This is a genomic window from Ruegeria sp. HKCCD4884 (assembly GCF_013110855.1).
Taxonomy (GTDB): Bacteria; Pseudomonadota; Alphaproteobacteria; order Rhodobacterales; family Rhodobacteraceae; genus Ruegeria.
This window is the reverse complement of record NZ_WVRJ01000001.1, coordinates 1-24,101: the sequence shown is the minus strand read 5'-3', so window position 1 is coordinate 24,101 and position 24,101 is coordinate 1. Positions and strand designations below refer to the sequence as shown.

The window sequence follows — 24,101 nt, the reverse complement described above, 5'->3', positions numbered from 1 at the left end:
AAACCCTGGGTCAGGCAAAACCTTAGCCGTCAGATACGCCCGCTTCGGCGAATGTTGCCATACCAGAATGGCACGCCACTGCGCTTTTGAGAATGTTGATCGCCAGCGCCCCGCCAGAGCCTTCGCCCAGACGCAGACCAAGGCTCAGCAACGGGTCCTTGCCAAGCTTTGACAATACGGCCCCATGCGCCGCTTCCGCGCTTTGGTGCCCTGCAATCGCATGATCCAGCGCGCTGTCTGACAGTTTCCAAAGGCAAGCTGCGGCGGCAGAACAAATGAAACCGTCCAGAATAACCGGAATGCGCAGCACGCGCGCGGCGGCAATCGCCCCGGCCATCGCGGCGATCTCGCGCCCTCCCAGGCAGCGCAGAACCTCAAGGCCGTCCTCTGAGGAATGTTTCGCCACACCCTCAGCCACAACGCGGGTTTTGTTGGCAAGACCCGCGTCATCCACGCCGGTCCCGCGACCGGTCCAATCCTCTGCATCCCCGCCAAACAGCGCGCAGGCGATGGCCGCAGCCGGGGTTGTGTTGCCGATACCCATCTCACCCACAACCAGCAGATCGGCCTGCGGATCAACGGCCTGCCAGCCGGTGCGCAAGGCGCTCAGCAATTCATCTTCACTCATGGCCGGAGCCTGCGTGAAATCCGCTGTCGGCTTGTCCAGATCCAACCCGTGCACATTCATTGTTGCGCCCGCCGCCTTGGCCAACTGATTGATCGCCGCACCGCCATGTTCAAAGTTCATAACCATCTGCACGGTGACTTCCGGCGGGAAGGCCGATACGCCCTGCGCGGTGACACCGTGGTTTCCGGCAAAGACGATGACCTGAGGGGCTGAGATCTGCGGACGCGCATCCCCGCGCCATCCCGCATACCAGATCGCCAAGTCCTCAAGCCGGCCAAGTGCACCGGGGGGTTTGGTCAGTTGTCCGTTACGCTCGCTCGCGCCTTGCACCGCAGCGGCATCCGGGCCCGGAGCCGCCGACAGTGCAGCGCGGAACGCATTCAAATCATTCAGTTCAGGCAGCATGAAAGCCTCATTGCATCAGAGTGGTCCTGTGTGTTTAACCGAAGCACTGAATCCAACAAGACCCCGAAAGGCACGGGCGTGCATAAAAACGACACGAAACTCTTTTCTCTGATGGATATTCCGCTGGCGCTGGTGCTTCTCACCCGCCTGCCCGTGCCGCGTTTGCCTGATCCGGTTTTCTCACGGCAAGCTCAGTCGGTCTGGGCTTTTCCCTTTGTGGGTCTGATCGTCGGAGGGCTTGCCTGCCTTGTGGGGTGGAGCGCGCTTGCATTGGGGCTGCCTGTCATGGCGTCTGCCGGTCTGCTCATGGCCGCACTGATCGCCACAACCGGCGCTATGCACGAGGACGGCCTTGCCGACATGTTCGATGGCCTCTGGGGTGGATTTACCCGCGAACGGCGCTTGGAGATCATGAAGGACAGCCATATCGGGACTTACGGCGTACTTGCCCTGATCCTGTCTCAACTGGTTCGGATCTCGGCCATCTCTGCTTTGCTGACCGCCGGAGCGGTGGGGGCGATCCTATCCGCCTGCATCGTATCTCGGGCGTTGATGCCTGTGGTGATGACCGGATTACCACTAGCGCGCAAGTCTGGCCTGAGCCGTTCGGTCGGCACGCCCCAGGTGCCATCCGTCATAGCAGCACTGGGGTTGGCCGCAGCGCTCGCCCTTCTCTTTCTGGGCGCAGGCGCTGTTATTGCCGTGGTTTTTGCGGCTGGCAGCACAGCAGTCATCGCCCTTATCGCCAAGGCAAAAATTGGTGGTCAGACCGGTGACATTCTGGGGGCCACTCAATTGGTCTCCGAAATTACCTTTCTGCTGACCTGTGTCGCTTTGATTTAAGACGCGCCTCCGGTTTCGATCCGCAACGTGGCACCGCAGTGTTTGCAATGCACGGCATCAGGATCATGCCGGAACAAACCGCAGCTTGGGCATTTGTGACGGACTTTCTGAGGCATGAAGATAGCCTGCGCCAGTCGCACAAAGAGAGCCACGCCAACCACCATGATGAAGACCGAAAACAGCTTACCACCTGGCGTGGGCAGGGTGATATCGCCAAACCCGGTGGTCGTCAGGGTCGCCATGGTGAAGTAGAGCGCGTCAATATAGGGCGTTTGCGAATCTGCGGGAATAAAGAACACCAGAACGGCGGTCGAAGTTGCAAAGACAAAAACCATCAGGTTTATGGCGGCGATCACCGCGTCTTCATGGGTGCGGAAGAAATTGCTGTCGCGTCGTAAGTCCCGCAGCAAGTGGTAGGAATGGATCAACCGCAAGGCGCGCAAGATCCGTAAAAACGCAAGATTGCCAGTCAGGAACGGATCAAGCACCAGGGATACGATAACAACGATATCCGCCAGAGTGTAAATCTGGCGCAACAACTTCCAACGGTCCTTGGCGATCCAAAGCCGCGCTGAGAAATCCAGCAAAATCAGAAAGCCAATCAGCAGGCTTGCGACAGTGACGCCCGGCCCGTGAGGAAAATGAGCAGTGGCGACGAAGAAGATGATCGACACAATGTCGAACAGGATCAGGCCGTAGCGAAACCAGACCGAAATCGGGTCATGCCCGATATACAGGTATTTCACCGTTTGCTTCATATCCGCCCTGTATCGTACTGCATCTAAAGTGAAATTAACGGCAGTTGCACAAATCACCAAGCCACGAAAAAGGCCGCCCCGTTTGGAGCGGCCTCAGGCAGTAACTTGATGCGATCAAGCTGCGCGCGAGGTCAGGACTTCGTCCACCTGCTTCGCGGCCGAAACTTCGCCAGCACCGGACACGGCTGCGACCTCTCGGGTCAGACGCTCTAGCGCGGCTTCGTAAAGCTGACGCTCGGAATAGCTCTGCTCGCGCTGATCGTCGGTGCGATGCAAATCGCGGACAACTTCAGCAATCGAGATCAGATCGCCCGAGTTGATTTTCTGTTCATATTCCTGGGCACGGCGGGACCACATGGCGCGTTTGACCTTAGCCTTGCCCTTCAGTGTCTTCATCGCCTGACTGATAACATCGGGCGAGCTTAGCGACCGCAAGCCGGATTCGGTTGCTTTGTTGGTCGGCACGCGCAATGTCATTTTGTCTTTCTCAAATGAGATGACAAACAGTTCGAGCGAAAAGCCCGCAACTTCCTGCTCCTCGATCGAGATGATCTGACCCACGCCATGGGCGGGGTAGACAACATAGTCGTTGGGGCGGAACTCAAGCTTTTTCGACTTTGTCATTCAGTTTTTTCCTTGCTTGCGGACCGGGACACAGACAACAAAAGCACCACATGCGGGGACTGTCTCAGCCCCGTCAGGCGGCGTTTCTGTCACAAATTCAGAACTCCAAAGTGAGCATACTTTCGGAGTGCATCCCAATCTCGGTCATCATACAGGTCAGGAGTATACCACAAAAATGTGACACCCGAAAGTTTACCCTACGGGAATTTTTCGAATTACACGCACCTTCAACAGGTTACTTCGTGAACTTCGTGCTAGACGTCAGGCTGCAGCCGCGAATCGCTTAGCCGCCTTCGCCGGGCGCTTCAGAGAAATACTTCTCCATTTTGCCCTCTTCACCGTCGCGCTCTTCAGCGTCGGGAAGCGGATCTTTCTTAGTCACAATCACCGGCCACTGTTCCGAGAACTTGCGATTGAACTCGACCCATTGCTCCATTCCCGGCTCAGTATCCGGGCGGATTGCGTCTGCCGGGCATTCAGGTTCACAAACGCCACAATCGATGCATTCATCCGGGTGAATAACCAATGTATTCTCACCTTCATAGAAACAGTCCACCGGGCACACTTCGACACAGTCGGTGTATTTGCAGGCGATACAGTTTTCGGTGACAACATAGGTCATGAGCGGATTCCCGTTTGCGGTTTGTTCGACTAGCTAATTCAGTCTGGCCCGCTCTTCAAGATGGGATCAGCGATCTTCTGTGCGAGAAAGATCAAGAGCGCGCCGATCCTTCTTGGTTGGACGACCTTTTCCCTCAAAACCCGGATTCTTAGGCGGTACGTCCTGCTTTTCGGTCATATCGAAATACAGCGTTTGCGCCTCGGGGGCCGGACCACGGCGGTCCCCGAGTTTTTCGATACGCACAACACGCACTATTCGCCCTTGCGGAAAGGTCAGAACGTCACCCGGACCTACAGCCTGTGCCGGTTTCAACACCCGGATTCCGTTCAATCTGACATGGCCGCTGCAGACCTGTTTGGCGGCCAGGCTGCGGGTCTTGAAGAACCGCGCCTGCCACAACCATTTGTCGATCCGCAGTTTGGCCTGATCCATGACGGATCAGTTGCCGTCCTTCAAACCCATCAGCGCCGCAGCGAACGGGTTATCGGGATCAATGGCTTTTTCCTTCTTCGGAGGCCGTGCCGAGAACGATTTCGCGCCCTGTGGTTTGCCGCCCTTCTTACCATGCGGCTTGCCACGACCGTCCTGCGGTTTACCACGCGGTTTGCCTTTGCCCTGCCCCTGCTCGCGGCGCGGGCCACGGTTTTGCTGGCGTTGACGGCCCCAGGTGAAGGTATAAAAAACCTCGGCCTCAGGCTCATCCGGTGCGGCGTCAGGTGCTGGTGCCTCGGCTGCCGCCTCGGTGCTTGTCGTGGCCTCGGCTGACGCCTCGGCGGGTGCGGCGGCCTCTTCCGACGTAGCCTCAGGTGCCGCAGAATCTTCGGCGGCAGGCTGTTCCGCCGCTTCCGCCGCAGGTTGCTCAGCGGCGACCGCTTTCACCTTTTCACGCTCGCCACGCTCGGCCTTGTAGCCCAGGCCCTGCATCAGGTCTGCGAATTGTTCCAACGTCATGCCGGTGATCGACAGCATGTCCGGCTTGGCTTCGAACCCGCCCCGGCTGTCTTCGGCGCGCAGCATATCGGCCAGACGTTCCAGCATATCGATCCGGATCGAACGCTCGCCCGCATCACGGTAACCGCACATGGTGTCATAGCCCTGCGGCGCATCCTTGGCGACGGGCAGAGTGACCAGACCCGGAGGTGGCGCTTCGGGGAATTCCTGCAAACCGCTGGACAACGCCCACAGCACCAGACGCAAGCGCGTGGGTGCGGGTTTCAGCAGCAGAGGCATGAAGATCGTGAACTGGCCAAAGCGGATGCCATGCTTGCGCAGCGCGCCTCGGGCATCCTGATCCAGATCCTTGACCTCTTGCGCGACCTGCGCACGCGGCAGAACGCCCAGTGCTTCGACCATGCGGAACGCGAACCCTTTTGCCAGACCGGTCAGTTCTTCATCGCGCGACAGGTTCAAGAGCGGTTCAAACAGAGCCGCCACCTTACGGTCGATGAAATGCTGCAACCGGCGCTGCACTTTCTGTTCGACATCCGGCCCTGCGGCCTCGTCCACAAAAACTTCGACCATTGGCTTGAGAGGTTCCGCCCCGGCAACCAGTTTGCCGACGGCATATTCGCCCCACATCAGGCCACCCTGATCCGTGAAATCAATTTCGGTATCGGGCGCATTGTAGAAGCGATCGGCGCGCAGATGGAATTGCGGCGCGAGTGCTTGCAAAGAAGCCGATTTCAAAGCTTTCGCCTCGGTCCCTTGCGCGCTTTTGTCCGGTGTAAACCGGAACCCTTCCAGACGACCGACGAATTCGCCTTCGACGGTCACTTCACCCTTGTCATTTACTTCGGCCAAAAGGGCCTCCTTCTGTTTGAGCCGGCGCAGCAAAACAGATGTACGCCGGTCCACAAATCTCTGAGTCAAACGCTCATGTAAGGCGTCTGACAGTCTGTCTTCTACAGTGCGCGTTTCGTCACGCCAATGCGATTCGTCACGCACCCAGCCGTTTCGTTGCGCAACATATGTCCAAGTGCGAATATATGCCAACCTTTTGGACAGAGCATCTATGTCACCCTGGGTCTGGTCGATACGACGAATCTGCCGCGCCATAAAATCATCCGGGATCGATCCGCGCTCGTGCAGGTGACCATAGATCACCTCGAGCAAGCTGGCGTGTTCTGCATGGCTGATGCCACGAAAATCGGGGATTCGGCACACGTCCCACAATAAACGGATCGATTGCGGGTCGCTGGCGCGGGCAACGACCTCGGTCACTTGTGATAGGGATTTCAGCGCATTCAGGTCGTCCGCAGGGCGTGCTTTGATCAGATGCTCGTCATTTGGGTTGGCCTCAAGCGAAGTGATCAGCGCGTCGATGGAGCCAAACCGCAAGGCGGCATTCCGCCAGTTCAGCTTTTTCATCGGCGTAAAGCGGCTGTCCATGATGGCCTGCGCCACCCCTTCATCCAGTGGCGGAGCCTCGCCCGTCACGCCAAAGGTGCCATCAGACATCCCACGACCAGCCCGGCCCGCAATCTGCGCCAGTTCGTTCGGGGCCAACGGGCGCATCCGGCGGCCGTCAAATTTGGTGAGGGATGAAAACGCGACGTGGTTCACATCCAGGTTCAGCCCCATCCCGATGGCGTCGGTGGCAACCAGGTAGTCGACCTCGCCATTCTGATAGAGGTCAACCTGAGCGTTGCGCGTTCGCGGGCTGAGCGCGCCCATGACAACCGCCGCCCCCCCTTTTTGACGGCGCAACAATTCCGCGATGGCATAAACATTGTCGACCGAAAATCCGACGATGGCGCTGCGCGCGGGCATCCGGCTGATCTTCTTGGACCCAGTATAGACAAGCTGCGACATCCGTTCACGTCGGACGAACTGCACTTCGGGAACCAGCGCCGCGATGGGGCCGCGCATGGTATCCGAACCCAGAAAAAGCGTCTCGTTCGTGCCACGGGACCGCAGCAGACGGTCGGTAAAAACATGACCACGTTCGGGATCGGCACAAAGCTGGATTTCGTCGATTGCTACAAAATCTGCTCCCATGCCTTCAGGCATGGCTTCGACTGTGCAGACCCAATATTGCGTGCGCGGCGGCACGATGCGCTCTTCACCTGTGACCAGCGCCACAACAGACGGGCCGCGAATGGCAACGATCTTGTCATAGACCTCGCGTGCCAACAGCCGCAGCGGCAGACCAATCACGCCGGTGCGGTACCCCAGCATCCGTTCGATTGCGTAATGGGTTTTGCCTGTGTTTGTCGGGCCCAATACGGCCACTACTCGGGATGACCCGCTCACCATTGCCCCCTGCCCCGGACCTTACAGCGCTGCGCCTTCAACCTGAGGCTTCAGTCGATTCACCGCATTGGTTACTTCTTCGTGGTGGGGATGTATAGCCAAGGCCCGCGAATAAGCATCATACGCTTTCTCAGGCTCTCCTACGATTTCAAAGATCAAACCCAGCCCGTAAATCGCTTCGTAGTGGTTGGGGTTGAGGGTCAGTACATGTTCAAGATCGGCGGCTGCCATGCCAAACCGTTCGATCCCAAAAAACGCCGAAGCGCGTACATGCCAGCCTTCGGCGAACTCGGGCGCGTGATCTGTCAATGCTGTCAAGTGGTCCAGAGCGGCATCTATGTCCCCGTCTTCAAGCGCTTCTCGACCGCGCTCCAGCAGTAGATCCGCAGAGGCCGAGCCGGATTGCGCCCACAAGGCTTGCAGCTGCCTGTCCAGGGCCATTGCTTGTTCGGGTGTCGATTGGGCAAGTTGCTGCAACAGCGCGTCTTCATCGCGCAAATCCGCCTGCTGCGCGAAGCAACTGGTGGAAAACGTGACTAGAACGGCAAGTGCCGCAACGGTACCTTTGAGATTGTGGATTGCAATGCTCATAACAATAGTCAGTGTAGCGTTGCGACCGGGGATGTCCATTCACGGCGCACTAACAAAATGAGGAAAAGCATGAGCGAGATTCTTGAAAAGGCAGCAGCCGCGCTGAATGAAAAACTGGAAGGCGGCGCGTTTGATGCTTCGGCCAAGTTTGCAATCGCCGATCTGGGCGCAATCGTTCTGGATTCTGACGGTGCCCGTGTCAGCGACGATGAGGCTGATGTCACCATGAGCGCCGACGCCGACACGTTCGAACAAATCCTCAGCGGTGAACTGAACCCTACCGGTGCGTTCATGTCCGGCAAACTGACCATTGACGGCGACATGGGCGTTGCGATGAAGCTTGCGTCGGTGTTGGCCTGATGGAATTGACGCCGGCCCCTTTCTTTGAAGACGTGGCCGGCGGTCCCGCCGGTGGGAATGCCCATTGGGTGATGACCTCGGACCAGATTCGAATCCGCGTTGGCCATTGGCTGCCTGAAGGCGAAGCGCAGGGCACGGTGCTGATGTTTCCCGGTCGAACCGAATACATCGAAAAATACGGAAGCACCGCTGCCGAGTTCATCCAACGCGGTTTTGCCATGCTTGCCGTTGATTGGCGTGGTCAGGGACTGGCAGATCGCTTGCTGGACGACCCTCGTGTCGGACATGTCGATCAGTTTACAGACTATCAGCGCGACGTTCAGGCCACGCTTGACCTTGCCCGAACGCTTGACCTGCCAAAGCCCTGGTACGTGATCGGACATTCGATGGGGGGTGCCATTGGGTTGCGCGCCGTGATTGAGCAGAAGTGCTTTGCCGCCTGCGCCTTCACCGGTCCGATGTGGGGCATTTTCTTTACCCCGGTTATGAAACCCCTCAGCCGCGTAACGGCCTATTGGGGCACAGCGCTTGGTCTTGGCGAAAAAACGCCACCAACCACAACGCTGGAAAGCTATGTTCTGTCGCAACCCTTCGAGGGCAATATGCTGACCCGCGATCCGGCAATGTTTCGGATGATGCAGGATCAACTGAAAGCCCATCCTGAACTGGCGCTTGGGGCACCCTCGAACCTTTGGTTGCGCGAGTCGCTGGACGAATGTGCCTGGCTGATGGAGCAGCCCGCACCTGACACACCTGGGCTGACCTTCCTTGGCAGCCACGAACAGATCGTCGACCGCAAGGCCATACGCGCGCGCATGAAAAACTGGCCAAACGGTACACTCGTAGAAATCCCGGACGGCGAACACGAAGTGCTGATGGAGGCCCCTGATGTACGTGGGCCGGTTCTGGATCAGTTGGCCGAGCATTTTCTGTCCAATCGAACCAGTTAAACTGCGATCCGAAAACCCTGCTTCCGTCTGGCCTCTTGTTGGACTGGCCGCTTGTGATCCGCGCGCACCAGCCCTAGATGTTTGCAAAAGCTATCTACAAAAGGTGATCCATGCGCGACCTTCCCTTTCCTGTCCGAGACGCAAACGCAATGGGCGGTGCCGACAACCTTGGTAACCTTCCGGAATGGGATCTGAGCGATCTCTACACCTCGGAAGACGCACCCGAGCTTGAGCGCGACCTGGGCTGGCTGGAAGGTGAATGCGCCGCCTTTGCCGCAGACTACGAAGGCAAACTGGCCGATCTGGACGCAGACGGCTTGCTGGCCTGTGTGTTGCGCAACGAAAAGATCAACTCCATTGCCGGCCGCATCATGTCCTTTGCCGGTCTGCGCTATTATCAACTGACCACGGATGCCGAGCGCGCCAAGTTCCTGTCGGACATGCAGGAAAAAATCACGATCTTCACCACGCCGCTTGTGTTTTTCACGCTGGAACTCAACCGTATCGACGATGACGTGCTCAAGGCGCATTTCGACGCCAATGCCGATCTGGCCCGTTATGAACCCGTTTTCCGCCGCATCCGTGCGATGAAGCCCTATCAGCTATCCGATGAGCTGGAAAAGTTCCTGCACGACTTGGGCGTTGTCGGCGATGCGTGGGAACGTCTGTTTGATGAAACCATAGCCGGGCTGACCTTTGACGTTAATGGCGAAGAGCTGAATATCGAAGGCACCCTGAACCTGTTGACCGAGCAGGACCGCGCCAAGCGTGAAGCAGCTGCGCGGGAACTGGCATCGGTGTTTCAGGACAATATCAAGACCTTTGCCCGTGTCCACAACACCCAAGCCAAGGAAAAGGAAATCGTCGACCGTTGGCGCAACATGCCCAGCGCTCAGACCGGGCGTCACCTGTCGAACGATGTAGAACCCGAAGTGGTCGAAGCGCTGCGCGAGGCGGTTGTGGCCGCTTACCCCAAGCTGAGCCACCGGTATTATGAGCTGAAGCGTAAATGGCTGGGTCTTGACGTGATGCAGGTCTGGGACCGCAACGCGCCACTGCCTATGGAAGACTCGCGTGTTGTCAATTGGGACGAGGCGGAAAAGACCGTCATGGACGCTTACAATGCCTTCGATCCACGCATGGGAGAGATCGCATCGCCCTTCTTCTCGAAGGGCTGGATTGATGCAGCGGTGAAACCCGGCAAAGCGCCGGGTGCTTTTGCCCACCCGACAGTCACTGACGTCCACCCCTATGTGATGCTCAATTATCTGGGCAAACCACGTGACGTAATGACCCTGGCGCATGAGCTGGGCCATGGCGTGCATCAGGTGCTGGCCGCCGATCAGGGTGAGATGCTGTCATCAACCCCGCTGACACTTGCTGAAACAGCGTCTGTCTTTGGCGAAATGCTGACCTTCCGCAAGATGTTGGAACAGGCCGAAACCCAAGAGCAACGCAAGGTCCTGCTGGCCGGTAAGGTCGAGGACATGATCAACACAGTGGTCCGCCAGATCGCCTTCTACGACTTCGAATGCAAGCTGCATGCTGCGCGTCGCGAGGGCGAATTGACCCCGGACGACATAAGCGCCCTGTGGATGAGCGTTCAGGCCGAAAGCCTTGGGCCCGCATTTGAATTCATGGACGGGTACGAGACCTTCTGGGCCTATATCCCCCACTTTGTGCATTCGCCCTTCTACGTTTACGCCTATGCCTTCGGCGATGGCCTCGTGAACGCGCTGTATTCTGTTTACGAAAGCGGCGCGGACGGGTTCGAAGATAAGTATTTCGAAATGTTGCGCGCCGGAGGCTCCAAACATCACAAAGAGCTTCTGGCCCCGTTCGGCCTTGACGCAAGCGATCCGAAATTCTGGGACAAAGGTCTGTCGATGATCTCGGGCTTTATTGATGAGCTGGAAGCGATGGAGGGGTGATTGCACTCCAACCTTTGAACCGCAATGAGGCAGACCGGGTCGCAGATATCAAGCTGCGGCCCGATCAGCTAAAATTCGCGGGTACTGTAGAAGAAGCTTTGGCCGAGCCTGCCGAACGGTTCGATCTCCATCAAATAATGCTGAGCCAACGCCCTGTGGGCCTGTTCAAAATCGATCGCTTTTACTGGCAAGACTATCCATTTGCCTCTCAAACCGATCTTGGCTTAAGGGCTGTTATCCTCGACCATAGCCTTCAGGGCCAAGGGCATGGAACCGCCGCCATGAGCCTGTTGAGGACATACCTGCCTGCGTTGTACCCAAAGGCGAATGCTCTGTTTTTGACCGTAAACCTCGAAAATCCCGTTGCCGTCGCTGTGTATCGCCGCGCTGGTTTCGAAGAGACCGGAGATATCTGGCCTCATGGCGAGGCCGGGCCCCAATACATAATGTCCCTGCCCTTATCAGCAACGGCAGTGTAGCGACGAACACCTATTCCGCTTCCTTCATTGATGTCAGAAAGATAGCCCCTACGATCAGCGTCGCCCCCACGATGGCAAGCGGCGTGATTGTTGCGCCCAAAAACAAGGCCGAATTGACAAAAGTAAACACGACCGAAGCTGCAAATAGCAAAGTCGCAGTCAAAGTCGAAACCCGCGCGGCGGCCTCGTACCAAAGATAGTAGGCCAACGCGGTTGGCAGGACGCCCAACAAGATCAAAAACAAAACGTCGTTGGCCGTTGGTATTTGCAATGAAAAGGCGGCCATTGGTATCAGCAATACGCCTGAACAAAGGAAAATGCCGAACAGGAAATTCAGTCTCTCTCCTGTTGATTTCGAACTGCGCATTGCACGGCTGCTGGAAATTAGAAACACAGCCCAGCTGAGGCCCGCACCGATTTCCAGAAGATCACCGAACAACGGTTCGCCTCCCCCCTGAAAATCCCGGTAAACTGTTAAAAAAACGCCAAAAATTGCAAGTGCCGTCGCCAAAACGTCTATGCGCGTCACCTTCGTATCTGCAAAGAAATAAAGGAATACCAGAACAAAGAACGGCGCGGTATTTTCGAGCACCATCGCATTTGCCGCGCCTGTGTGCTCGAGGCCGATATGGAACAGGATGTAGTTGACCACAGTCGCCAGTACCGCCAGACGGAAATTCCAATCGCCCAGTTGAATCGACACAGAAACCCGCATCACCCGCAACATGCAATAAATCGCCAGAGCGGCGATAAACAGGCGTGTGACAGCAATCTGTAATCCGCCCAGATCACTTGTGAGATAGCGCACGATGACACTGTGCGTGCCCCAAAGGAACGCCGCCAGAAACCCCAGGACCAGACCGTTTTGCATCAGTTTGGTTCCGAGCATCACTGAGCCGCACTTACTTCAGCTGGCTGTCTTTAGAGCCCCGGCGGTTCATTCCGCCCCGAACTTTAGTCACGCCATCGCGGTCTTGCTGGCAATCCAGACACAGCTTAACGCCCGGCAGCGCAGCGCGTCGCTTTTCCGGAATCGGCTCTTCACACTCCGCACAATGGGTCAGGCTTTCGCCGACGGGGCGCTTCTGAGCTTGCATCCGCGCCAGTTCGTCCGAAATCGAAGCTTCGATTTGTTCGCTTACCGCTCCATCGCGTGCCCAGCCACCTGCCATGGGTTTCCTCCTGAAACATGGAACAACAGGATAGCCGAGCCCCTAGGCGCTGAGCAAGTTACAGCGACACCGCGTCTTCAAATACACGATCAATCACCTCTTGCGTGCCGCGCGAAAACTCTAGTGGGCAGGGATAATCCGCACCGTCCCGGATCGACCGGCAGAACGCTTCTACCTGCAATTTGTAATGGTTTGCCGCTGGGAACCTGTTGACTTGAACTTCAAGACCTGGGCGGTGCAGCTCTACCCGTGCCTCGCCAAACACACGCGCGTTGAAAGGCGTTGTCAGACGAATCAGACCACCCTCGCCATGAAACACCATTTCCTGATGAGGGTGCATTCGGATGGACACGTAGGCCGAATAGGTAAAGCCAGGGAATTGGGCGCGGATTTCGGTAAAGGTGTCTATGTCGTTCTGCCAGCGGATTGCAGATTGAACCGCCACAGGCTCTGCCCCAGTGGCAAAGCGCGCGCCGCCGATGACGTAGACACCAATGTCCCGCAATCCGCCGCCGCCCGTTTCGGCCCGGTTGCGGATGTTCCCCGTGTCCGCCCGATTGTCAAAACTGAACGCGCCGGTCACATGCACCAAATTCCCGATGGCACCATCGGCGATCAGATCACGTGCCAGCTGCCACTGGGGGTGATGCACAATCATATAGGCTTCGGCCGCAAGCACCCCTGTCTGGTCGCGCTTGGCGATCAGTTGGTCAAACTCAGCGGCCTTCATGGTCATTGGTTTTTCGCACAGTAAATGTTTACCGGCGTCCATTGCCCTTAGACTCCACTCGACATGCATGTGGTTCGGCAAGGGGATATAGACCGCGTCGATGCCGGGATCTGACAGCAAAGCCTCGTAGCTGTTCAATACGCTGAGGTCCGGGCAAAAGGACAGAAATGGATTTGCCTTTGCTGTGTCAGATGTTGCCAATGCAGCCAAACGAGCACCATTTGCTGCATGTATTGCCGGAGCCATATGCTCGCGCGCGAATTTCGCGGCCCCTAAAACGCCAAACTGAACAGGCTGTTGCATCGCTTCTTTCCTCAGGAGTTAGAACCACACCGACTGCCTACTTCACGCACCGGTGACTTGAACCTAGAACTATTTTTCGAAATTAAATCAGCCTTTCCCGTAACATACAAACTGGTCCGCCGCCACTCATTCAATTTTCTTGATCCGTTTCAGTGTCTCCCCCGTAGCTAAACCATCGACAGGTGCATGGCGCAATCGGGTCTGCTGCTTGTTCTGATTAGACGCAACAAATTGGGTGGGAGTGACCAAAAACGATGGATATGGAGACGACAACCAAGGATCAGCAAACCATAACCGGGATTGTCCTGAACAGCGGCGCACCGGGGACCTTTGACGACAACCCGGATGACTTTGACATCTTGCGTGAGGCGGCGATTGCAGCAGGGCTGGTCGGAACACTGGATAGTCCTGAAGTGGATTTGACGGTCTTCGCGCCAAAAGACTCTGCATTTATAAATTTGGCCCAAACCCTTGGCTTCACAGGCGATGACGAGGCGGAAGCGCTGAATTACATCGTCAAAGCGCTGACGCTTCTTGGTGGCGGAGACCCTTTGCCACTACTGAAAAGCATCCTTGAATACCATGTGGTTGACGGTGAATTCACCAAGGACGCCGTGGTTGCGCTGGGTAACGGTGCTGAGATTAACACCCTTCTGGGATCATCTCTCGAACTGAATCTGGAAACGTCACCACCAAGCTTGGTGGATGCAGACGTAGCCATCACCGATCCAAACCTGGTTGCATTTGACGTGGATGCGTCCAATGGGATCATTCACGTGCTGGACGGTGTGCTGCTCCCGGTATCGGTATCAAGCATACTGGGCCAGAAAAATACCGATTTCATTCTGGGTGATGACACTGACGAGTTCTTTTTTACCGGCAAGGGACAGGATTTCATCCATGGCGGTGGTGGTCGCGATGTTATCAAAGCGGGTAAAGGCAATGACGTGGCCCTTGGCGGTGATGGGAATGACATCATTTTTGGCGGACGTGGCAAGGATATTCTGCGCGGCGACGATGGCCACGATAAAATCTACGGAGGTCGTGGCGCCGACCTGATCGATGGCGGTACTGGCGATGACATCCTGATCGGCGGGCGCGGCAAGGATACGTTTGTCATGGAAAACGGGGATGGGGACGACTTATTCCTCGATTTTCGCGCTGGCCAAGACAAGATTGATCTGTCCGGCTATGACGGGATTACCAGCTATGAAGATATTGAAGACGACATCTCTGGCGGGTTCTTCCGCACAGAAATTGAATTGGACGACGGCGATAGCATCGTTTTGGCCGGTGTTCGTCCAGGGCAGCTATCTGAAGACGATTTTGTTTTCGTGTGAAGCCAAACAAACCAGCCCGCAGAGATTGCGGGCTGGTGTTAGTGTCAGCTGGTTGCCAGCATGCCTTTTTCGCGGGCAAGGTCCCGCATCTTCTTTTGCAGTTTCTCAAACGCGCGCACTTCGATCTGGCGAATACGTTCGCGGCTGACGTTATACTGCGTGCTCAGCTCTTCCAGAGTCACCGGCTGATCCATCAACCGGCGCTGCGTCAGGATGTCCTTTTCCCGATCGTTCAGCACATCCAGAGCAGCAGTTAGCAACTCGCGGCGTGCTTCCAGTTCGTCGCGCGCTTCATAGTCGCCCGCCTGATCGGCATCTTCATCTTCCAGCCAATCCTGCCATTGCATCGTGCCCTCGCCTTCGGACCCCACGGTCGCGTTCAGCGAGGCATCCCCACCGGACATACGGCGGTTCATGCTGATGACTTCTTCTTCGGTCACGCCCAGATCATTGGCGATCTGTTTGACGTTTTCAGGACGCAGGTCGCCTTCCTCCAACGCGCCGATACGGGCCTTGGCCTTGCGCAGGTTGAAGAACAGTTTTTTCTGAGCCGAGGTTGTACCCAGCTTCACCAATGACCACGACCGCAGGATATATTCCTGGATCGAGGCGCGGATCCACCACATGGCGTAGGTTGCCAGACGGAAGCCTTTTTCAGGGTCAAACCGTTTCACCGCCTGCATCAGGCCGACATTCGCCTCGGAGATCACTTCGGCCTGCGGCAGTCCGTAGCCGCGATAACCCATAGCGATTTTGGCCGCCAGACGCAGGTGAGATGTCACCATCTTATGTGCGGCTTCAGTATCCTGCTCTTCGACCCAGCGCTTGGCCAGCATGTATTCTTCTTCCGGCTCCAGCAGAGGAAACTTGCGGATTTCCTGCATATAGCGATTCAGGCCGCCCTCGGGCGTCGGTGCGGGGAGATTTGCGTAGTTTGCCATTATGATGTCCCTCCGACAAATGTTTAAGTCTTTAACATAGGATATGGGTAAGGAACCCTGCCTATTCAAGAGGTGCTGCTATCAGTCTGAAATTAAACTTCTGTTAAGGGAAGATAAGAAACTCTTTCTCACGGGACTTTGCTTATTGTGACACTGGTGTGCGCAGGCCTGCAATCAGGGATTTCATATCTTGCGGCAGGTCAGCCTCGAACCGCAGGTTTTCGCCGGTCACCGGGTGTTCGAACCCCAAAACCGCTGCATGAAGGGCCTGACGCGGGAAATCGCGGACAGATTCAGCAGCCGAAACCGAAAAGGCCTTGGCAGACAGCTTGCGCTTGCCGCCGTAAACCGGGTCTCCGACCAGCCCATGCCCTGCATGGGCCATATGGACCCGGATTTGATGGGTGCGTCCGGTTTCCAGCCAGCATTCGATCAGAGCCAGCCCTGCGGGTGTACCAAAACTCTCAACGACCCGTGCACGCGTTACTGCGTGGCGACCCCCATGGAAGAGAACAGCCTGTCTTTGTCGGTCGGTCTTGTGCCGCGCAAGCTGCGTGGTCACGCGCATGATGTTGCCGGGTTCGAAACTGACCCCTTTGACACCGCGCAAACGTGGATCGTTTGCGTCCGGCACCCCGTAGCACACGGCGCGGTAATACCGTTCGACACTATGGGCTGCGAATTGCTCGGCCAGGCCGTGGTGTGCAGCGTCCGATTTTGCCACCACCAAAAGGCCACTGGTTTCCTTGTCGATGCGATGCACGATGCCCGGGCGCTTGACCCCACCAACACCTGACAGATCATCCCCGCAATGGTGCAGCAACGCGTTTACCAGTGTACCGCTGGGCGAACCCGGCGCGGGATGCACGACCATGCCTGCGGGTTTGTTCACAACAATCACATCCGCATCTTCAAAGACGACCTCAAGCGGGATGTCTTCGGGGCCGATATGGCTGTCTTCGGCCTCGGCCACGACAATGGTAACATGTGCTCCTTCCGCAACTTTTGCCTTAGGGTCACGTACCTCGCGCCCATTGACCTGAACCGCACCCTCTTCGATCAGACGCGCGAGCCGGGTGCGCGACAGGTTTTCACCATCTGGCACATCTCTTGAAAGCGCCTTATCAAGGCGTGACGGCGGATCAGCCGCGATCTGAAACTCAATCTGGCGGGTGCCCATGACTGTCCCTTCCGAACCCCAAGAACCGCAGGAAACACCGCAGCTGCGATTGCTGAGGCGGATGGTCATGTTGTTGACCGCGGTGATGATTGGCGGGGTTCTAGTGACATTCGCCCTGATTGTCATCCGCCTATCGGACCGCACCCCCGCCCTTCCGGATCAGATCGAGTTGCCGGACGGTGCGAAGGCCCAGGCGCTGACCATCGGCTCTAACTGGTACGCGGTTGTCACGGATGACAACCGTGTTCTGATCTTTGACAAAACGACCGGAAAGCTGCGTCAGGAAATAGTGGTCGAGTAAGCAAGGGCGAACGCCTTGCCCCCATACCAGATTTGGCATGCAGCTTAATTTTCGTTCGGGAACAACGACGTACCAACCCACGCCGCGCCCAATCGCTGATCCAGCGCGTCTGACCGTATTTTCAGTTTTCCGACAAGCGGAGACAGAGTAACCTCGCGCAGGCAGATCCTTTCCCCCACCAAGCTCAAATCTACTCTGGCAAATTCGACGTCTTGCGCCAGAGCTTCTGCGATCCCGACCATCTCGTCGAATTGCGCGGGCCGCGGCTCTGTGTCCGAACTGGTTGGGAAAAACAACTCATCTGGTCGGAATGTATAGTCTCGGTCGTGCAGCATCTGAATGCGTCCGCGCCCCCGGTCACGGTCGACCTGCACCAAATGAACACAGCCAGCGATCACCCAGAACTTCCAATCGGTGACTGTGTGTTCACCGGCTGTCAGATCTTCCTCAAGACAATAGTTGGGCTGCCGGGTAACGCGCCACCAGTCCCCGGTCCAGAACCCTTCCGGCGTTTTGGTTTTGTGCCACGCGGCCATCTGATTGTTTGCCGCGTCGCGCTCAGCGTCATCCAGCGGAAGCGACACGCCAATCCTGTGCGCAACGCTGGCCGAGCCTTTCAGGCTGTATTCACCGGGCTCGTCAGAAAGCGCTTCAGGCAGGGTCGGTATGTGTGAATGCCATACACGCCTCGGCACAGTCAGACCGTCCGGCACCTGCTCCACTGTTTTGTCTTGTTCTGCAACAAACGCGTCGGGAACTGCACCAAACAGCTTCATCACCAACAGCTTTTCGGAAAAGGTTTTCGGCGCGCAGAGATCAGGTAGACGGCGGTGGCTTTCGGCATAGTTGAACAGCGACATGGCAAGCGCATTCAGACGCGCAGCCTCGCTGCCGTAATGATCCCAACCACGCAAACGGCCCGGACGTGGCGGATCGTTCACACCATAGAGATTGTCAGACTGGATCCTGTCCAGCTCTGCCTGCGCGACTTTCAAATAGTCTTCTCTGTCTGACAGCAGGGCCGTAGACATTGCACCGCCTGTGGCTTTTCGGATGTCTTCTGTTGTTGGCCGTAACACGGGCAGGTCGGCCGGAAACTCGATCGGTTTGGGCCCCTTTCTGCCATGGCGCGGCAGAGGCGCATCGCTTGCTCGGATGCCCAGGTTTCGCAAGCGTCTGTCCAGGAAAGAATGCCTTTTGATGCCATTTGCGATCCACCACCGCATCCGGCGCCCCCACAGGTGCACTGCAAGAGTGTCGTCCTTGATGTATGTCTTTCTGAACTCTCGGACGTGAATATCGTTGGCTTGCCCGGCCTGACGGAACGGCAACGGATAAAACACCGGGATTGGACTGGCATGTTTCAATTCGTCATGTTGGCGCAGATACCATGTCATGACACCCGGTCCGTAAACGCTGTGCTCCTGATCCGAAGCATGCGGCAACTCGCCGGCGCGCTTCATCCGCTCAAGCTCTGCCCGTTCATCACCTTCGACCCAGGGACGGATCGGGTAAGGATCATTGCTGTACTCAATATACGAGCCCAGTGCCGGACTGTCCGAGGGCAGCCGCATCACGGCATTACAGATCGTGTCCCTGTTGAAGTAGCCAAAGATGTGATCGGCCTTAGGGATCGGAGACAGCGCCACCACATCCGTATCGCACCACAGGAAATCTGTTTTTTTCATCAACTGCAATCTGAAGATGTCAGATTGCGGAACCGGCGTTTTGAACTGGTTGTTCATGATGAACTGTTTCGGCTCATGCACTTCGTTGGCCGATACCAATTCAACGCCAGACGGTACGTTTTCGACCTGCCCATAGTGAAACAAAACCAGCCTGTGGCCCTGTTCGACAAAGGACAGCATGCACATCTGTTCCAGAAAACTCAGACGGCCTTCCATCCAGAGCATCCCAATCGTCGGAAGAGAGCGATCCGCAGCCATAGTTTTTTCTCCGAGGGGTGATCTGTTAGGTTTCTGGCGTCTGTTCACCGGATGCAGGGGTGGGCTCTGCCGAAAGCCGCTCCCGCACAATGCGGTCTTTTTTGACAAACTCCACCGCCGGTTTTGCCAGCAGTTTCTGGTACAGTTCGTTGTAATCTGGCTGTTTCAGAAGATCGTTGATCAGCGCCTTGTGCCAGCGGAAAGACTTTCTGTGCAACCGTTTAAGCCGGTCATCCGCTCGAAACTCCTCTAACACCGCGTCAACCTCATCCTTGTATCGCAGGATAGTTTCATCCGTTGCGCCGCCGCGGTTCCAGCGATCCCAATAGTCCGTACCAAGCGTCTGAGATGAGTGGTTCGCCCTGCCCCGGCTTCGTTTAGCCAGGTAAGCTTGAGTAGACCGAACCGCATAGTGATTTATTTGCGCGATTTCAAAGCCAAAGGGTGGCGAGACGTGATTGCCAAAAGGCGCGGGTTCTTTGGCATGCCCTCCGGGCACGGAACGGAATACCGCCGCCTGATACTCGGCCCGGGGATGAGGGTTGTGAAGCCCATAGCGTAAATAAACTTCACCTTGCCGGAACATGGATTTCACAAAACGGCGCCCTGCCCCACCCTGTTCATAGTCCAACTCACCGTCAAAGAATTGCTGCGTCACAGGCGTATCACGCATCACGTGCCGACCGTTGTTCGAAAAAATCTTCCACGGGATCGAGATGACATCGACCCCCGGTGTCGCTTCGATCAGGTCGTCCAGCTTGTTATTGCCGACGTGAATGTTCAGGAACTCGTCCGCGTCGCCCACGTAAATCCACTTGGCCTCTTTCACGACCGGCAGACGGCGCGCCTGTCTGAGAGCGGACCGGTGAATCCCACCTGTTCCAACGCGGTTTTTGTGAAACTCGACATGGCCCAAGTCCTGCAAACGGCGAAGTATTTGGTTTGTGCCGTCCGTACAATCGTTGGTGTAGACAATGATCCGGTCGAACCCCAAAACCTTGTGATGGGCGACCCATTCCAGAATATAGGGCCCCTCGTTCTTCATCGCGGTGATGAGGATTTTTTCAGGCTTAACCATCGCTGCCACTCAATCCCGTCGCTTAACTGGCCTGCCCTTTGCTGTCATCCTGCGGAACAATCTTTTCTATGGCGATCTGAGCACCGGCAATTGCCCGGATGCGCAACGCGCGTGGATACTTACCAAGAAACTCGTTCACCGCCCGGATGACGCCATCACCCCACCAGCCCCGACGGTGGTAGTCATCAAAGGCCATGATCCCGCCAGGTTTGATCTTGGGAAACAGTGCCGCCAGATCGGCAGTCACGCCTTCATAAGAGTGGTCGCCATCGACATAGGCAAATGAGATGCTTTCGTCATCAAACAGTTCAAGCGCAGGCACCGAGAAATCCCGGATGATACCGACCTTGCCCTCTTCAATCTCTTTTTCGAACGACTTGACCACTTTCTGGAAGATGGCCTCCATCTTTTCGTCTTCGGTCCGGCCAACAAATGCGGTTGTGTGCGACTCTTCCCCGATGTGTTTCCAAGGATCGATAAGAAACAGCTGACTGGGCTCAATCAGTTTGAGAATGGTCGGCGAGAACTCTCCTTGCCAGACACCGATTTCAACTGCGACACCTCCTTTTGGAAGGCGCGACAGAAACGTGCGGCGGATTGCATCCTTGGTGTTCTTGCGCTTGGTTGCCTTGTCGGCCTGCGGCTTTTCCTTACGCCCAGGCGCAGCACCAATGATCTGGGGTTCGTTTGCCATCTCAACCTCGTTCTGTGTTCGAAGCAGGCATCAAAACGATGCGACCACCCCACTTTGTTCTTTTCTAGATCGCTACCACGACAACAGCGCAAGAGCCAGAAGCTTGGGTTATTCTTTATCGAGCGGGGGCAATTTGTCGATCCCAAGCCACGGTGGCTCTAAGCTGGTTATTCTATAGGACCCGGCATTGCCCGCCAGGAACCGGTTGATCGCAGCAGACATCCCCGAATACGACCCCTTGCCGCGCCTGTAAGACGTGAAGGCGATGCTGCCACCCGGCGCGAGCACCCTGTCGATCCGTCTCAGCAATTGCAGCATCACGCGTTCAGCGCGAACGCCACGAATGACGACGACGCCAATGCTTTGATCTTTGAACAGTTTCAACATCAAGGCAGGCATCGCCCTATACACGCGCAACTTTCCCGACAGAATGGGCTCGCGGAAATACTCGAGAAACGCATAGAACGCCCGGTCAAGCGCCTGCGCGCCCTCATCTTGGGTCGTGTCCGGGCAGGCAAACCCGTTCCAGGACAAGCCCCAAGGCGCAATTACGGTCAATTGCGCAACAGTCCCCAAATCCAGTATTTCCTGGACGATTTCTGGTTCAACCTGCCCGATCAGGACCCAGGATTTCTTTCCGCTGATCGACTTCAGGAATTTCTTGCGTTGCTTTGCCGTTCTTTCAACTTCCTTAGGTGTTTGCGGCAAAAAACTGGGATCTCTGGGATCAAACGGCAGATCGACCTGTTTCGGGTCAGTGATCTTGGCGTGTTCCGCCTTAGCCTGCTCACAATCCATAGGCGTGTCCAGGGCATCAAGCCGAACAAACCACGGGTAATTCAGCGTCTTATTGTTCGAGATTATCGCCATTTGCCCGATCCGGTTCCATTTCGCGACCTGCGCAAAACTGACCTCGGGGTCTTTGTACACTTCCACATCGAACGAAGTGTTGGCTTCTTCCAGGACCCCCAAATCCAAGGCTTTCAGGTTCTGGCCGCTGCGGAAATTCTGATACCTCCGAATAAAGCTCTTTGCGGCGTCGGTTTGGCGAACCGTGGCAATCCGGGACTTATGAAACTCAACAGCCTGTTCGTGGAGGTTTCGCAAGATTTCGTCCTGACACAGGCGTTCATGTGCGTGACGCATACGGTCCAGCTTGGACAGGACTGACCGTTCCTCGACATCATTGAAGCAATGCATGTGCCAATAGGCCTGCCCGGTCGCCTCCATCTTTGGATGAAACGCCGTTGTGTTCACATCCCCGCGAAGCCGCTTCATCAGATAGCTTTCGATGGACCTGACGGCATAGTGGTTCATACGAAACAACGAAGTTCCAAAGGCCGCACCAGTCGTCGTAAACGCCCAGCCACGCCGACGCATTGCAGGTGGCAGCGGATCGCCGTCACCATCGACCCAAGCGAAGTTTTCAACTTTACCCTTGATCGGACCACGCGGTCGATGCGTGTTGACCAAACGATAAGATCCATTGTTGCGGATCAGAGATTTGAACGCGCGCAAATTCTGCGGCATGACCATGCCCATCTCGCCGGCGCGCGTGAACTGCTCAATAACGAACTTGTCTTCGAACTCGACAATCCCGTTGTGCCCAAACATCTGCCATAGCGCCGCAAAACCATCCGCGTGCGGCAACGTTCGGAAAAGGTCGTCCAGCGTGCCTTCGCCGACACGGATATCAAAGAACTCATCGACATCGCACACCAGAATCCACTCGGCTTCGGAAGACCAGGGATGTTTCATTGCGTTGGCATACGCCGAAGCTTGCGGCCCGTGTTTCCACGGCCCCGGATTGTCGATATGCGCTAGGAAACCAAGCTCTTCACACCGTTTGAGGATCGCATCCGTACCATCCGAGCAGTCGTTCGAGTTGACGATGAAATGTGTGAAACCGATCGATTGGTAGTAGGCAATCCACTCGAGAATGAAAGGGCCTTCATCTTTCATCGTGGAAATGACTAATCTCATCAACGCATCCCGCAATCATGGCCCCGGCATTCAGAGATGCAGGATAAGCGCATCCCAGCAAGGGCATAGCTCGCATCCCTGAACAGGGCTGTGTTACGGGCCGTGGATTGGCAATGCAAGTGGGCAGCAGCTTGTTGCCCTTTCAGACGTCACAACCGTGTCCGAAGCGCACGTGCCTGGCAGCTTGCGAAAATGAGCGTGCCACAGGATTAAGGTATGATTTGGTGCGGTCGAGATGCATTGAAGACTTGAACACGCATAATTCTGACCGCTTCAGGTTGCCTCAAGAATTCTACTAAACCACTGCAAAACATAAAATTGTGCTTTCCATTCGCGTCAGAGCGGTTCACTGCGTCTCACACTATAAGGTGGACCAGAGGGTGGACCAATGCCAGCACTCAACAAGCTATCATCATTGCAGGTAAAGAATGCCCCACCCGGCAAATACTCGGACGGCGGGGGCCTCTGGTTACACAAAAAAGATGGTGATGACGGCAAGTGGTTCCTTCGGGTCCATGTCCACGGGCGTCGCAGAGAGATGGGTTTGGGCGCTCTGTCAGCCGTATCTTTGAAGGAAGCGCGCGAGGAAGCCGAGAAATGGCGACCCATAGCCCGCAAAGGCAAAGACCCCATCAAAGAACAAGAACGGATACGCCGGGAAGCTGCTTAGACCGATCACGCCTTGACCGTGATCGCGAAAGAAACCTTCAGGAAACTTCAGAGAGGCGAATACGCCGGATCTCGCATCAGATCAAATTTCGAGAAGAAGCTTACGGCTCTTTCTCCGAGTTGTTGCCGCCGGGTAGGCACTGAGAACGGACAAAGTAGGCCAAAAGCAAAAAAGGATGAACGTCTGATGAACGAGCTCGCGGATCTATTTTAACCAGCAAAATGAAAAACTCAGGGCGTTCTAATCTATTTTTTACATCAGCAGCCTAGGGTCAGGACTCATAGCCAATAGATAACGAGTGCTGCGAGGGCGATTGCTGA

24 protein-coding genes are annotated in these 24,101 nt (G+C 56.3%); 8 read left to right on the top strand and 16 right to left on the bottom strand.

All coding sequences use genetic code 11. The annotated features are described in order from the left end of the window. Positions 1–22: 22 nt before the first annotated feature. Positions 23–1,033, bottom strand: coding sequence for a nicotinate-nucleotide--dimethylbenzimidazole phosphoribosyltransferase (cobT, locus tag GS636_RS00120; protein ID WP_171668037.1), 1,011 nt, complete (start codon positions 1,031–1,033; stop codon positions 23–25). Between the two features lie 78 nt (positions 1,034–1,111). Between cobT and cobS the strand changes: the two genes are divergently transcribed. Continuing rightward, positions 1,112–1,876, top strand: coding sequence for an adenosylcobinamide-GDP ribazoletransferase (gene cobS / locus GS636_RS00115; protein WP_371808678.1), 765 nt, complete (start codon positions 1,112–1,114; stop codon positions 1,874–1,876). Here cobS and GS636_RS00110 read toward each other — a convergent pair. The 6 genes from GS636_RS00110 to GS636_RS00085 all read right to left on the bottom strand — a co-directional run bounded on the left by GS636_RS00110 (position 1,873) and on the right by GS636_RS00085 (position 7,762). Next, positions 1,873–2,634: an ion channel gene (locus tag GS636_RS00110; protein WP_171089459.1), complete on the bottom strand. Its 762-nt coding sequence runs from the start codon at positions 2,632–2,634 to the stop codon at positions 1,873–1,875. The two genes, cobS and GS636_RS00110, sit on opposite strands and share 4 nt — an antisense overlap. A gap of 114 nt (positions 2,635–2,748) precedes the next feature. Further along, positions 2,749–3,258 carry a CarD family transcriptional regulator gene (locus GS636_RS00105; protein ID WP_171089457.1) on the bottom strand — a complete coding sequence of 170 codons (510 nt, stop codon included), beginning with the start codon at positions 3,256–3,258 and terminating at the stop codon, positions 2,749–2,751. 283 nt (positions 3,259–3,541) lie between these two features. After that, positions 3,542–3,880 carry a ferredoxin FdxA gene (gene fdxA / locus GS636_RS00100; protein ID WP_074735041.1) on the bottom strand — a complete coding sequence of 113 codons (339 nt, stop codon included), beginning with the start codon at positions 3,878–3,880 and terminating at the stop codon, positions 3,542–3,544. Between the two features lie 66 nt (positions 3,881–3,946). Then, positions 3,947–4,312 (bottom strand): RNA-binding S4 domain-containing protein, encoded by a 366-nt coding sequence (locus tag GS636_RS00095; protein ID WP_171668036.1) that lies wholly within the window; start codon positions 4,310–4,312, stop codon positions 3,947–3,949. Positions 4,313–4,318: 6 nt separating this feature from the next. Beyond that, on the bottom strand, positions 4,319–7,135 hold the full coding sequence (locus tag GS636_RS00090; protein WP_216602800.1) for a DEAD/DEAH box helicase: 2,817 nt from the start codon (positions 7,133–7,135) through the stop codon (positions 4,319–4,321). A gap of 18 nt (positions 7,136–7,153) precedes the next feature. Then, the gene (locus tag GS636_RS00085) at positions 7,154–7,762 is read right to left on the bottom strand and encodes a tetratricopeptide repeat protein (protein ID WP_171089451.1); all 609 of its coding nucleotides are present in this window, start codon (positions 7,760–7,762) and stop codon (positions 7,154–7,156) included. A 30-nt stretch (positions 7,763–7,792) separates the two neighbouring features. On the opposite strand from GS636_RS00085, the gene GS636_RS00080 reads away from it, so the two are divergent. From GS636_RS00080 to GS636_RS00065, 4 genes are all read left to right on the top strand, one after another. Continuing rightward, positions 7,793–8,083 carry an SCP2 sterol-binding domain-containing protein gene (locus GS636_RS00080; RefSeq protein ID WP_171668034.1) on the top strand — a complete coding sequence of 97 codons (291 nt, stop codon included), beginning with the start codon at positions 7,793–7,795 and terminating at the stop codon, positions 8,081–8,083. Beyond that, the gene (locus tag GS636_RS00075; RefSeq protein ID WP_171668033.1) at positions 8,083–9,033 is read left to right on the top strand and encodes an alpha/beta fold hydrolase; all 951 of its coding nucleotides are present in this window, start codon (positions 8,083–8,085) and stop codon (positions 9,031–9,033) included. Before GS636_RS00080 ends, GS636_RS00075 begins: the two co-directional genes overlap by 1 nt. Before the next feature lie 110 nt (positions 9,034–9,143). Continuing rightward, positions 9,144–10,964 (top strand): M3 family oligoendopeptidase, encoded by a 1,821-nt coding sequence (locus tag GS636_RS00070; protein WP_171668032.1) that lies wholly within the window; start codon positions 9,144–9,146, stop codon positions 10,962–10,964. Continuing rightward, positions 10,961–11,443 carry a GNAT family N-acetyltransferase gene (locus tag GS636_RS00065; protein ID WP_171668031.1) on the top strand — a complete coding sequence of 161 codons (483 nt, stop codon included), beginning with the start codon at positions 10,961–10,963 and terminating at the stop codon, positions 11,441–11,443. The genes GS636_RS00070 and GS636_RS00065 overlap by 4 nt, the downstream gene beginning before the upstream one ends. A 10-nt stretch (positions 11,444–11,453) precedes the next feature. Here the strand turns inward: GS636_RS00065 and GS636_RS00060 are convergent, their stop codons facing one another. From GS636_RS00060 to GS636_RS00050, 3 genes are read right to left on the bottom strand one after another with little or no spacing between them, the layout of a single operon-like run. After that, positions 11,454–12,332, bottom strand: a complete 879-nt coding sequence (locus GS636_RS00060; RefSeq protein ID WP_171668030.1) for a DMT family transporter — start codon at positions 12,330–12,332, stop codon at positions 11,454–11,456. A gap of 13 nt (positions 12,333–12,345) precedes the next feature. Beyond that, entirely contained in the window at positions 12,346–12,615 is a 270-nt protein-coding gene (locus GS636_RS00055; protein ID WP_171089440.1) for a DksA/TraR family C4-type zinc finger protein, read from the bottom strand. A gap of 58 nt (positions 12,616–12,673) precedes the next feature. Further along, the gene (locus GS636_RS00050; RefSeq protein WP_171668029.1) at positions 12,674–13,648 is read right to left on the bottom strand and encodes a Gfo/Idh/MocA family protein; all 975 of its coding nucleotides are present in this window, start codon (positions 13,646–13,648) and stop codon (positions 12,674–12,676) included. Positions 13,649–13,902: 254 nt separating this feature from the next. On the opposite strand from GS636_RS00050, the gene GS636_RS00045 reads away from it, so the two are divergent. Next, on the top strand, positions 13,903–14,988 hold the full coding sequence (locus tag GS636_RS00045; protein ID WP_171668028.1) for a fasciclin domain-containing protein: 1,086 nt from the start codon (positions 13,903–13,905) through the stop codon (positions 14,986–14,988). Positions 14,989–15,032: 44 nt separating this feature from the next. On the opposite strand, the gene rpoH is transcribed toward GS636_RS00045, so the two are convergent. Then, a complete protein-coding gene (gene rpoH, locus GS636_RS00040) occupies positions 15,033–15,929 on the bottom strand; it encodes an RNA polymerase sigma factor RpoH (RefSeq protein ID WP_171089435.1) in 897 nt (298 codons plus the stop codon). Between the two features lie 142 nt (positions 15,930–16,071). Further along, entirely contained in the window at positions 16,072–17,109 is a 1,038-nt protein-coding gene (locus tag GS636_RS00035; RefSeq protein WP_171668027.1) for an RluA family pseudouridine synthase, read from the bottom strand. Here GS636_RS00035 and GS636_RS00030 point away from each other — a divergent pair. Next, positions 17,108–17,410, top strand: coding sequence for a DUF6476 family protein (locus GS636_RS00030; protein ID WP_171668026.1), 303 nt, complete (start codon positions 17,108–17,110; stop codon positions 17,408–17,410). The genes GS636_RS00035 and GS636_RS00030 overlap by 2 nt on opposite strands. Before the next feature lie 44 nt (positions 17,411–17,454). Here GS636_RS00030 and GS636_RS00025 read toward each other — a convergent pair whose 3' ends face one another. The 4 genes from GS636_RS00025 to GS636_RS00010 all read right to left on the bottom strand — a co-directional run bounded on the left by GS636_RS00025 (position 17,455) and on the right by GS636_RS00010 (position 23,111). Beyond that, positions 17,455–19,356 (bottom strand): ATP-grasp fold amidoligase family protein, encoded by a 1,902-nt coding sequence (locus GS636_RS00025; protein WP_171668025.1) that lies wholly within the window; start codon positions 19,354–19,356, stop codon positions 17,455–17,457. 25 nt (positions 19,357–19,381) lie between these two features. After that, positions 19,382–20,434, bottom strand: coding sequence for a glycosyltransferase family 2 protein (locus GS636_RS00020; protein ID WP_253762607.1), 1,053 nt, complete (start codon positions 20,432–20,434; stop codon positions 19,382–19,384). 22 nt (positions 20,435–20,456) lie between these two features. After that, positions 20,457–21,128 carry a class I SAM-dependent methyltransferase gene (locus GS636_RS00015; protein WP_171089425.1) on the bottom strand — a complete coding sequence of 224 codons (672 nt, stop codon included), beginning with the start codon at positions 21,126–21,128 and terminating at the stop codon, positions 20,457–20,459. Between the two features lie 108 nt (positions 21,129–21,236). Beyond that, positions 21,237–23,111, bottom strand: coding sequence for a glycosyltransferase family 2 protein (locus tag GS636_RS00010; RefSeq protein WP_171668024.1), 1,875 nt, complete (start codon positions 23,109–23,111; stop codon positions 21,237–21,239). A 388-nt stretch (positions 23,112–23,499) separates the two neighbouring features. On the opposite strand from GS636_RS00010, the gene GS636_RS00005 reads away from it, so the two are divergent. After that, on the top strand, positions 23,500–23,781 hold the full coding sequence (locus GS636_RS00005; RefSeq protein ID WP_171182755.1) for an Arm DNA-binding domain-containing protein: 282 nt from the start codon (positions 23,500–23,502) through the stop codon (positions 23,779–23,781). The last annotated feature ends 320 nt before the right edge of the window (positions 23,782–24,101 follow it).

Excerpts from the sequence above, each read along its gene's own strand:
- cobT (WP_171668037.1), bottom strand. The coding sequence starts at position 1,033 with ATGCTGCCTGAACTGAATGATTTGAATGCGTTCCGCGCTGCACTGTCG.
- GS636_RS00110 (WP_171089459.1), bottom strand. The coding sequence starts at position 2,634 with ATGAAGCAAACGGTGAAATACCTGTATATCGGGCATGACCCGATTTCG.
- GS636_RS00105 (WP_171089457.1), bottom strand. The coding sequence starts at position 3,258 with ATGACAAAGTCGAAAAAGCTTGAGTTCCGCCCCAACGACTATGTTGTC.
- fdxA (WP_074735041.1), bottom strand. The coding sequence starts at position 3,880 with ATGACCTATGTTGTCACCGAAAACTGTATCGCCTGCAAATACACCGAC.
- GS636_RS00095 (WP_171668036.1), bottom strand. The coding sequence starts at position 4,312 with ATGGATCAGGCCAAACTGCGGATCGACAAATGGTTGTGGCAGGCGCGG.
- GS636_RS00090 (WP_216602800.1), bottom strand. The coding sequence starts at position 7,135 with ATGGTGAGCGGGTCATCCCGAGTAGTGGCCGTATTGGGCCCGACAAAC.
- GS636_RS00085 (WP_171089451.1), bottom strand. The coding sequence starts at position 7,762 with ATGGACATCCCCGGTCGCAACGCTACACTGACTATTGTTATGAGCATT.
- GS636_RS00080 (WP_171668034.1), top strand. The coding sequence starts at position 7,793 with ATGAGCGAGATTCTTGAAAAGGCAGCAGCCGCGCTGAATGAAAAACTG.
- GS636_RS00075 (WP_171668033.1), top strand. The coding sequence starts at position 8,083 with ATGGAATTGACGCCGGCCCCTTTCTTTGAAGACGTGGCCGGCGGTCCC.
- GS636_RS00070 (WP_171668032.1), top strand. The coding sequence starts at position 9,144 with ATGCGCGACCTTCCCTTTCCTGTCCGAGACGCAAACGCAATGGGCGGT.
- GS636_RS00060 (WP_171668030.1), bottom strand. The coding sequence starts at position 12,332 with ATGCTCGGAACCAAACTGATGCAAAACGGTCTGGTCCTGGGGTTTCTG.
- GS636_RS00055 (WP_171089440.1), bottom strand. The coding sequence starts at position 12,615 with ATGGCAGGTGGCTGGGCACGCGATGGAGCGGTAAGCGAACAAATCGAA.
- GS636_RS00050 (WP_171668029.1), bottom strand. The coding sequence starts at position 13,648 with ATGCAACAGCCTGTTCAGTTTGGCGTTTTAGGGGCCGCGAAATTCGCG.
- GS636_RS00045 (WP_171668028.1), top strand. The coding sequence starts at position 13,903 with ATGGATATGGAGACGACAACCAAGGATCAGCAAACCATAACCGGGATT.
- rpoH (WP_171089435.1), bottom strand. The coding sequence starts at position 15,929 with ATGGCAAACTACGCAAATCTCCCCGCACCGACGCCCGAGGGCGGCCTG.
- GS636_RS00030 (WP_171668026.1), top strand. The coding sequence starts at position 17,108 with ATGACTGTCCCTTCCGAACCCCAAGAACCGCAGGAAACACCGCAGCTG.
- GS636_RS00035 (WP_171668027.1), bottom strand. The coding sequence starts at position 17,109 with ATGGGCACCCGCCAGATTGAGTTTCAGATCGCGGCTGATCCGCCGTCA.
- GS636_RS00025 (WP_171668025.1), bottom strand. The coding sequence starts at position 19,356 with ATGGCTGCGGATCGCTCTCTTCCGACGATTGGGATGCTCTGGATGGAA.
- GS636_RS00020 (WP_253762607.1), bottom strand. The coding sequence starts at position 20,434 with ATGGTTAAGCCTGAAAAAATCCTCATCACCGCGATGAAGAACGAGGGG.
- GS636_RS00015 (WP_171089425.1), bottom strand. The coding sequence starts at position 21,128 with ATGGCAAACGAACCCCAGATCATTGGTGCTGCGCCTGGGCGTAAGGAA.
- GS636_RS00010 (WP_171668024.1), bottom strand. The coding sequence starts at position 23,111 with ATGAGATTAGTCATTTCCACGATGAAAGATGAAGGCCCTTTCATTCTC.
- GS636_RS00005 (WP_171182755.1), top strand. The coding sequence starts at position 23,500 with ATGCCAGCACTCAACAAGCTATCATCATTGCAGGTAAAGAATGCCCCA.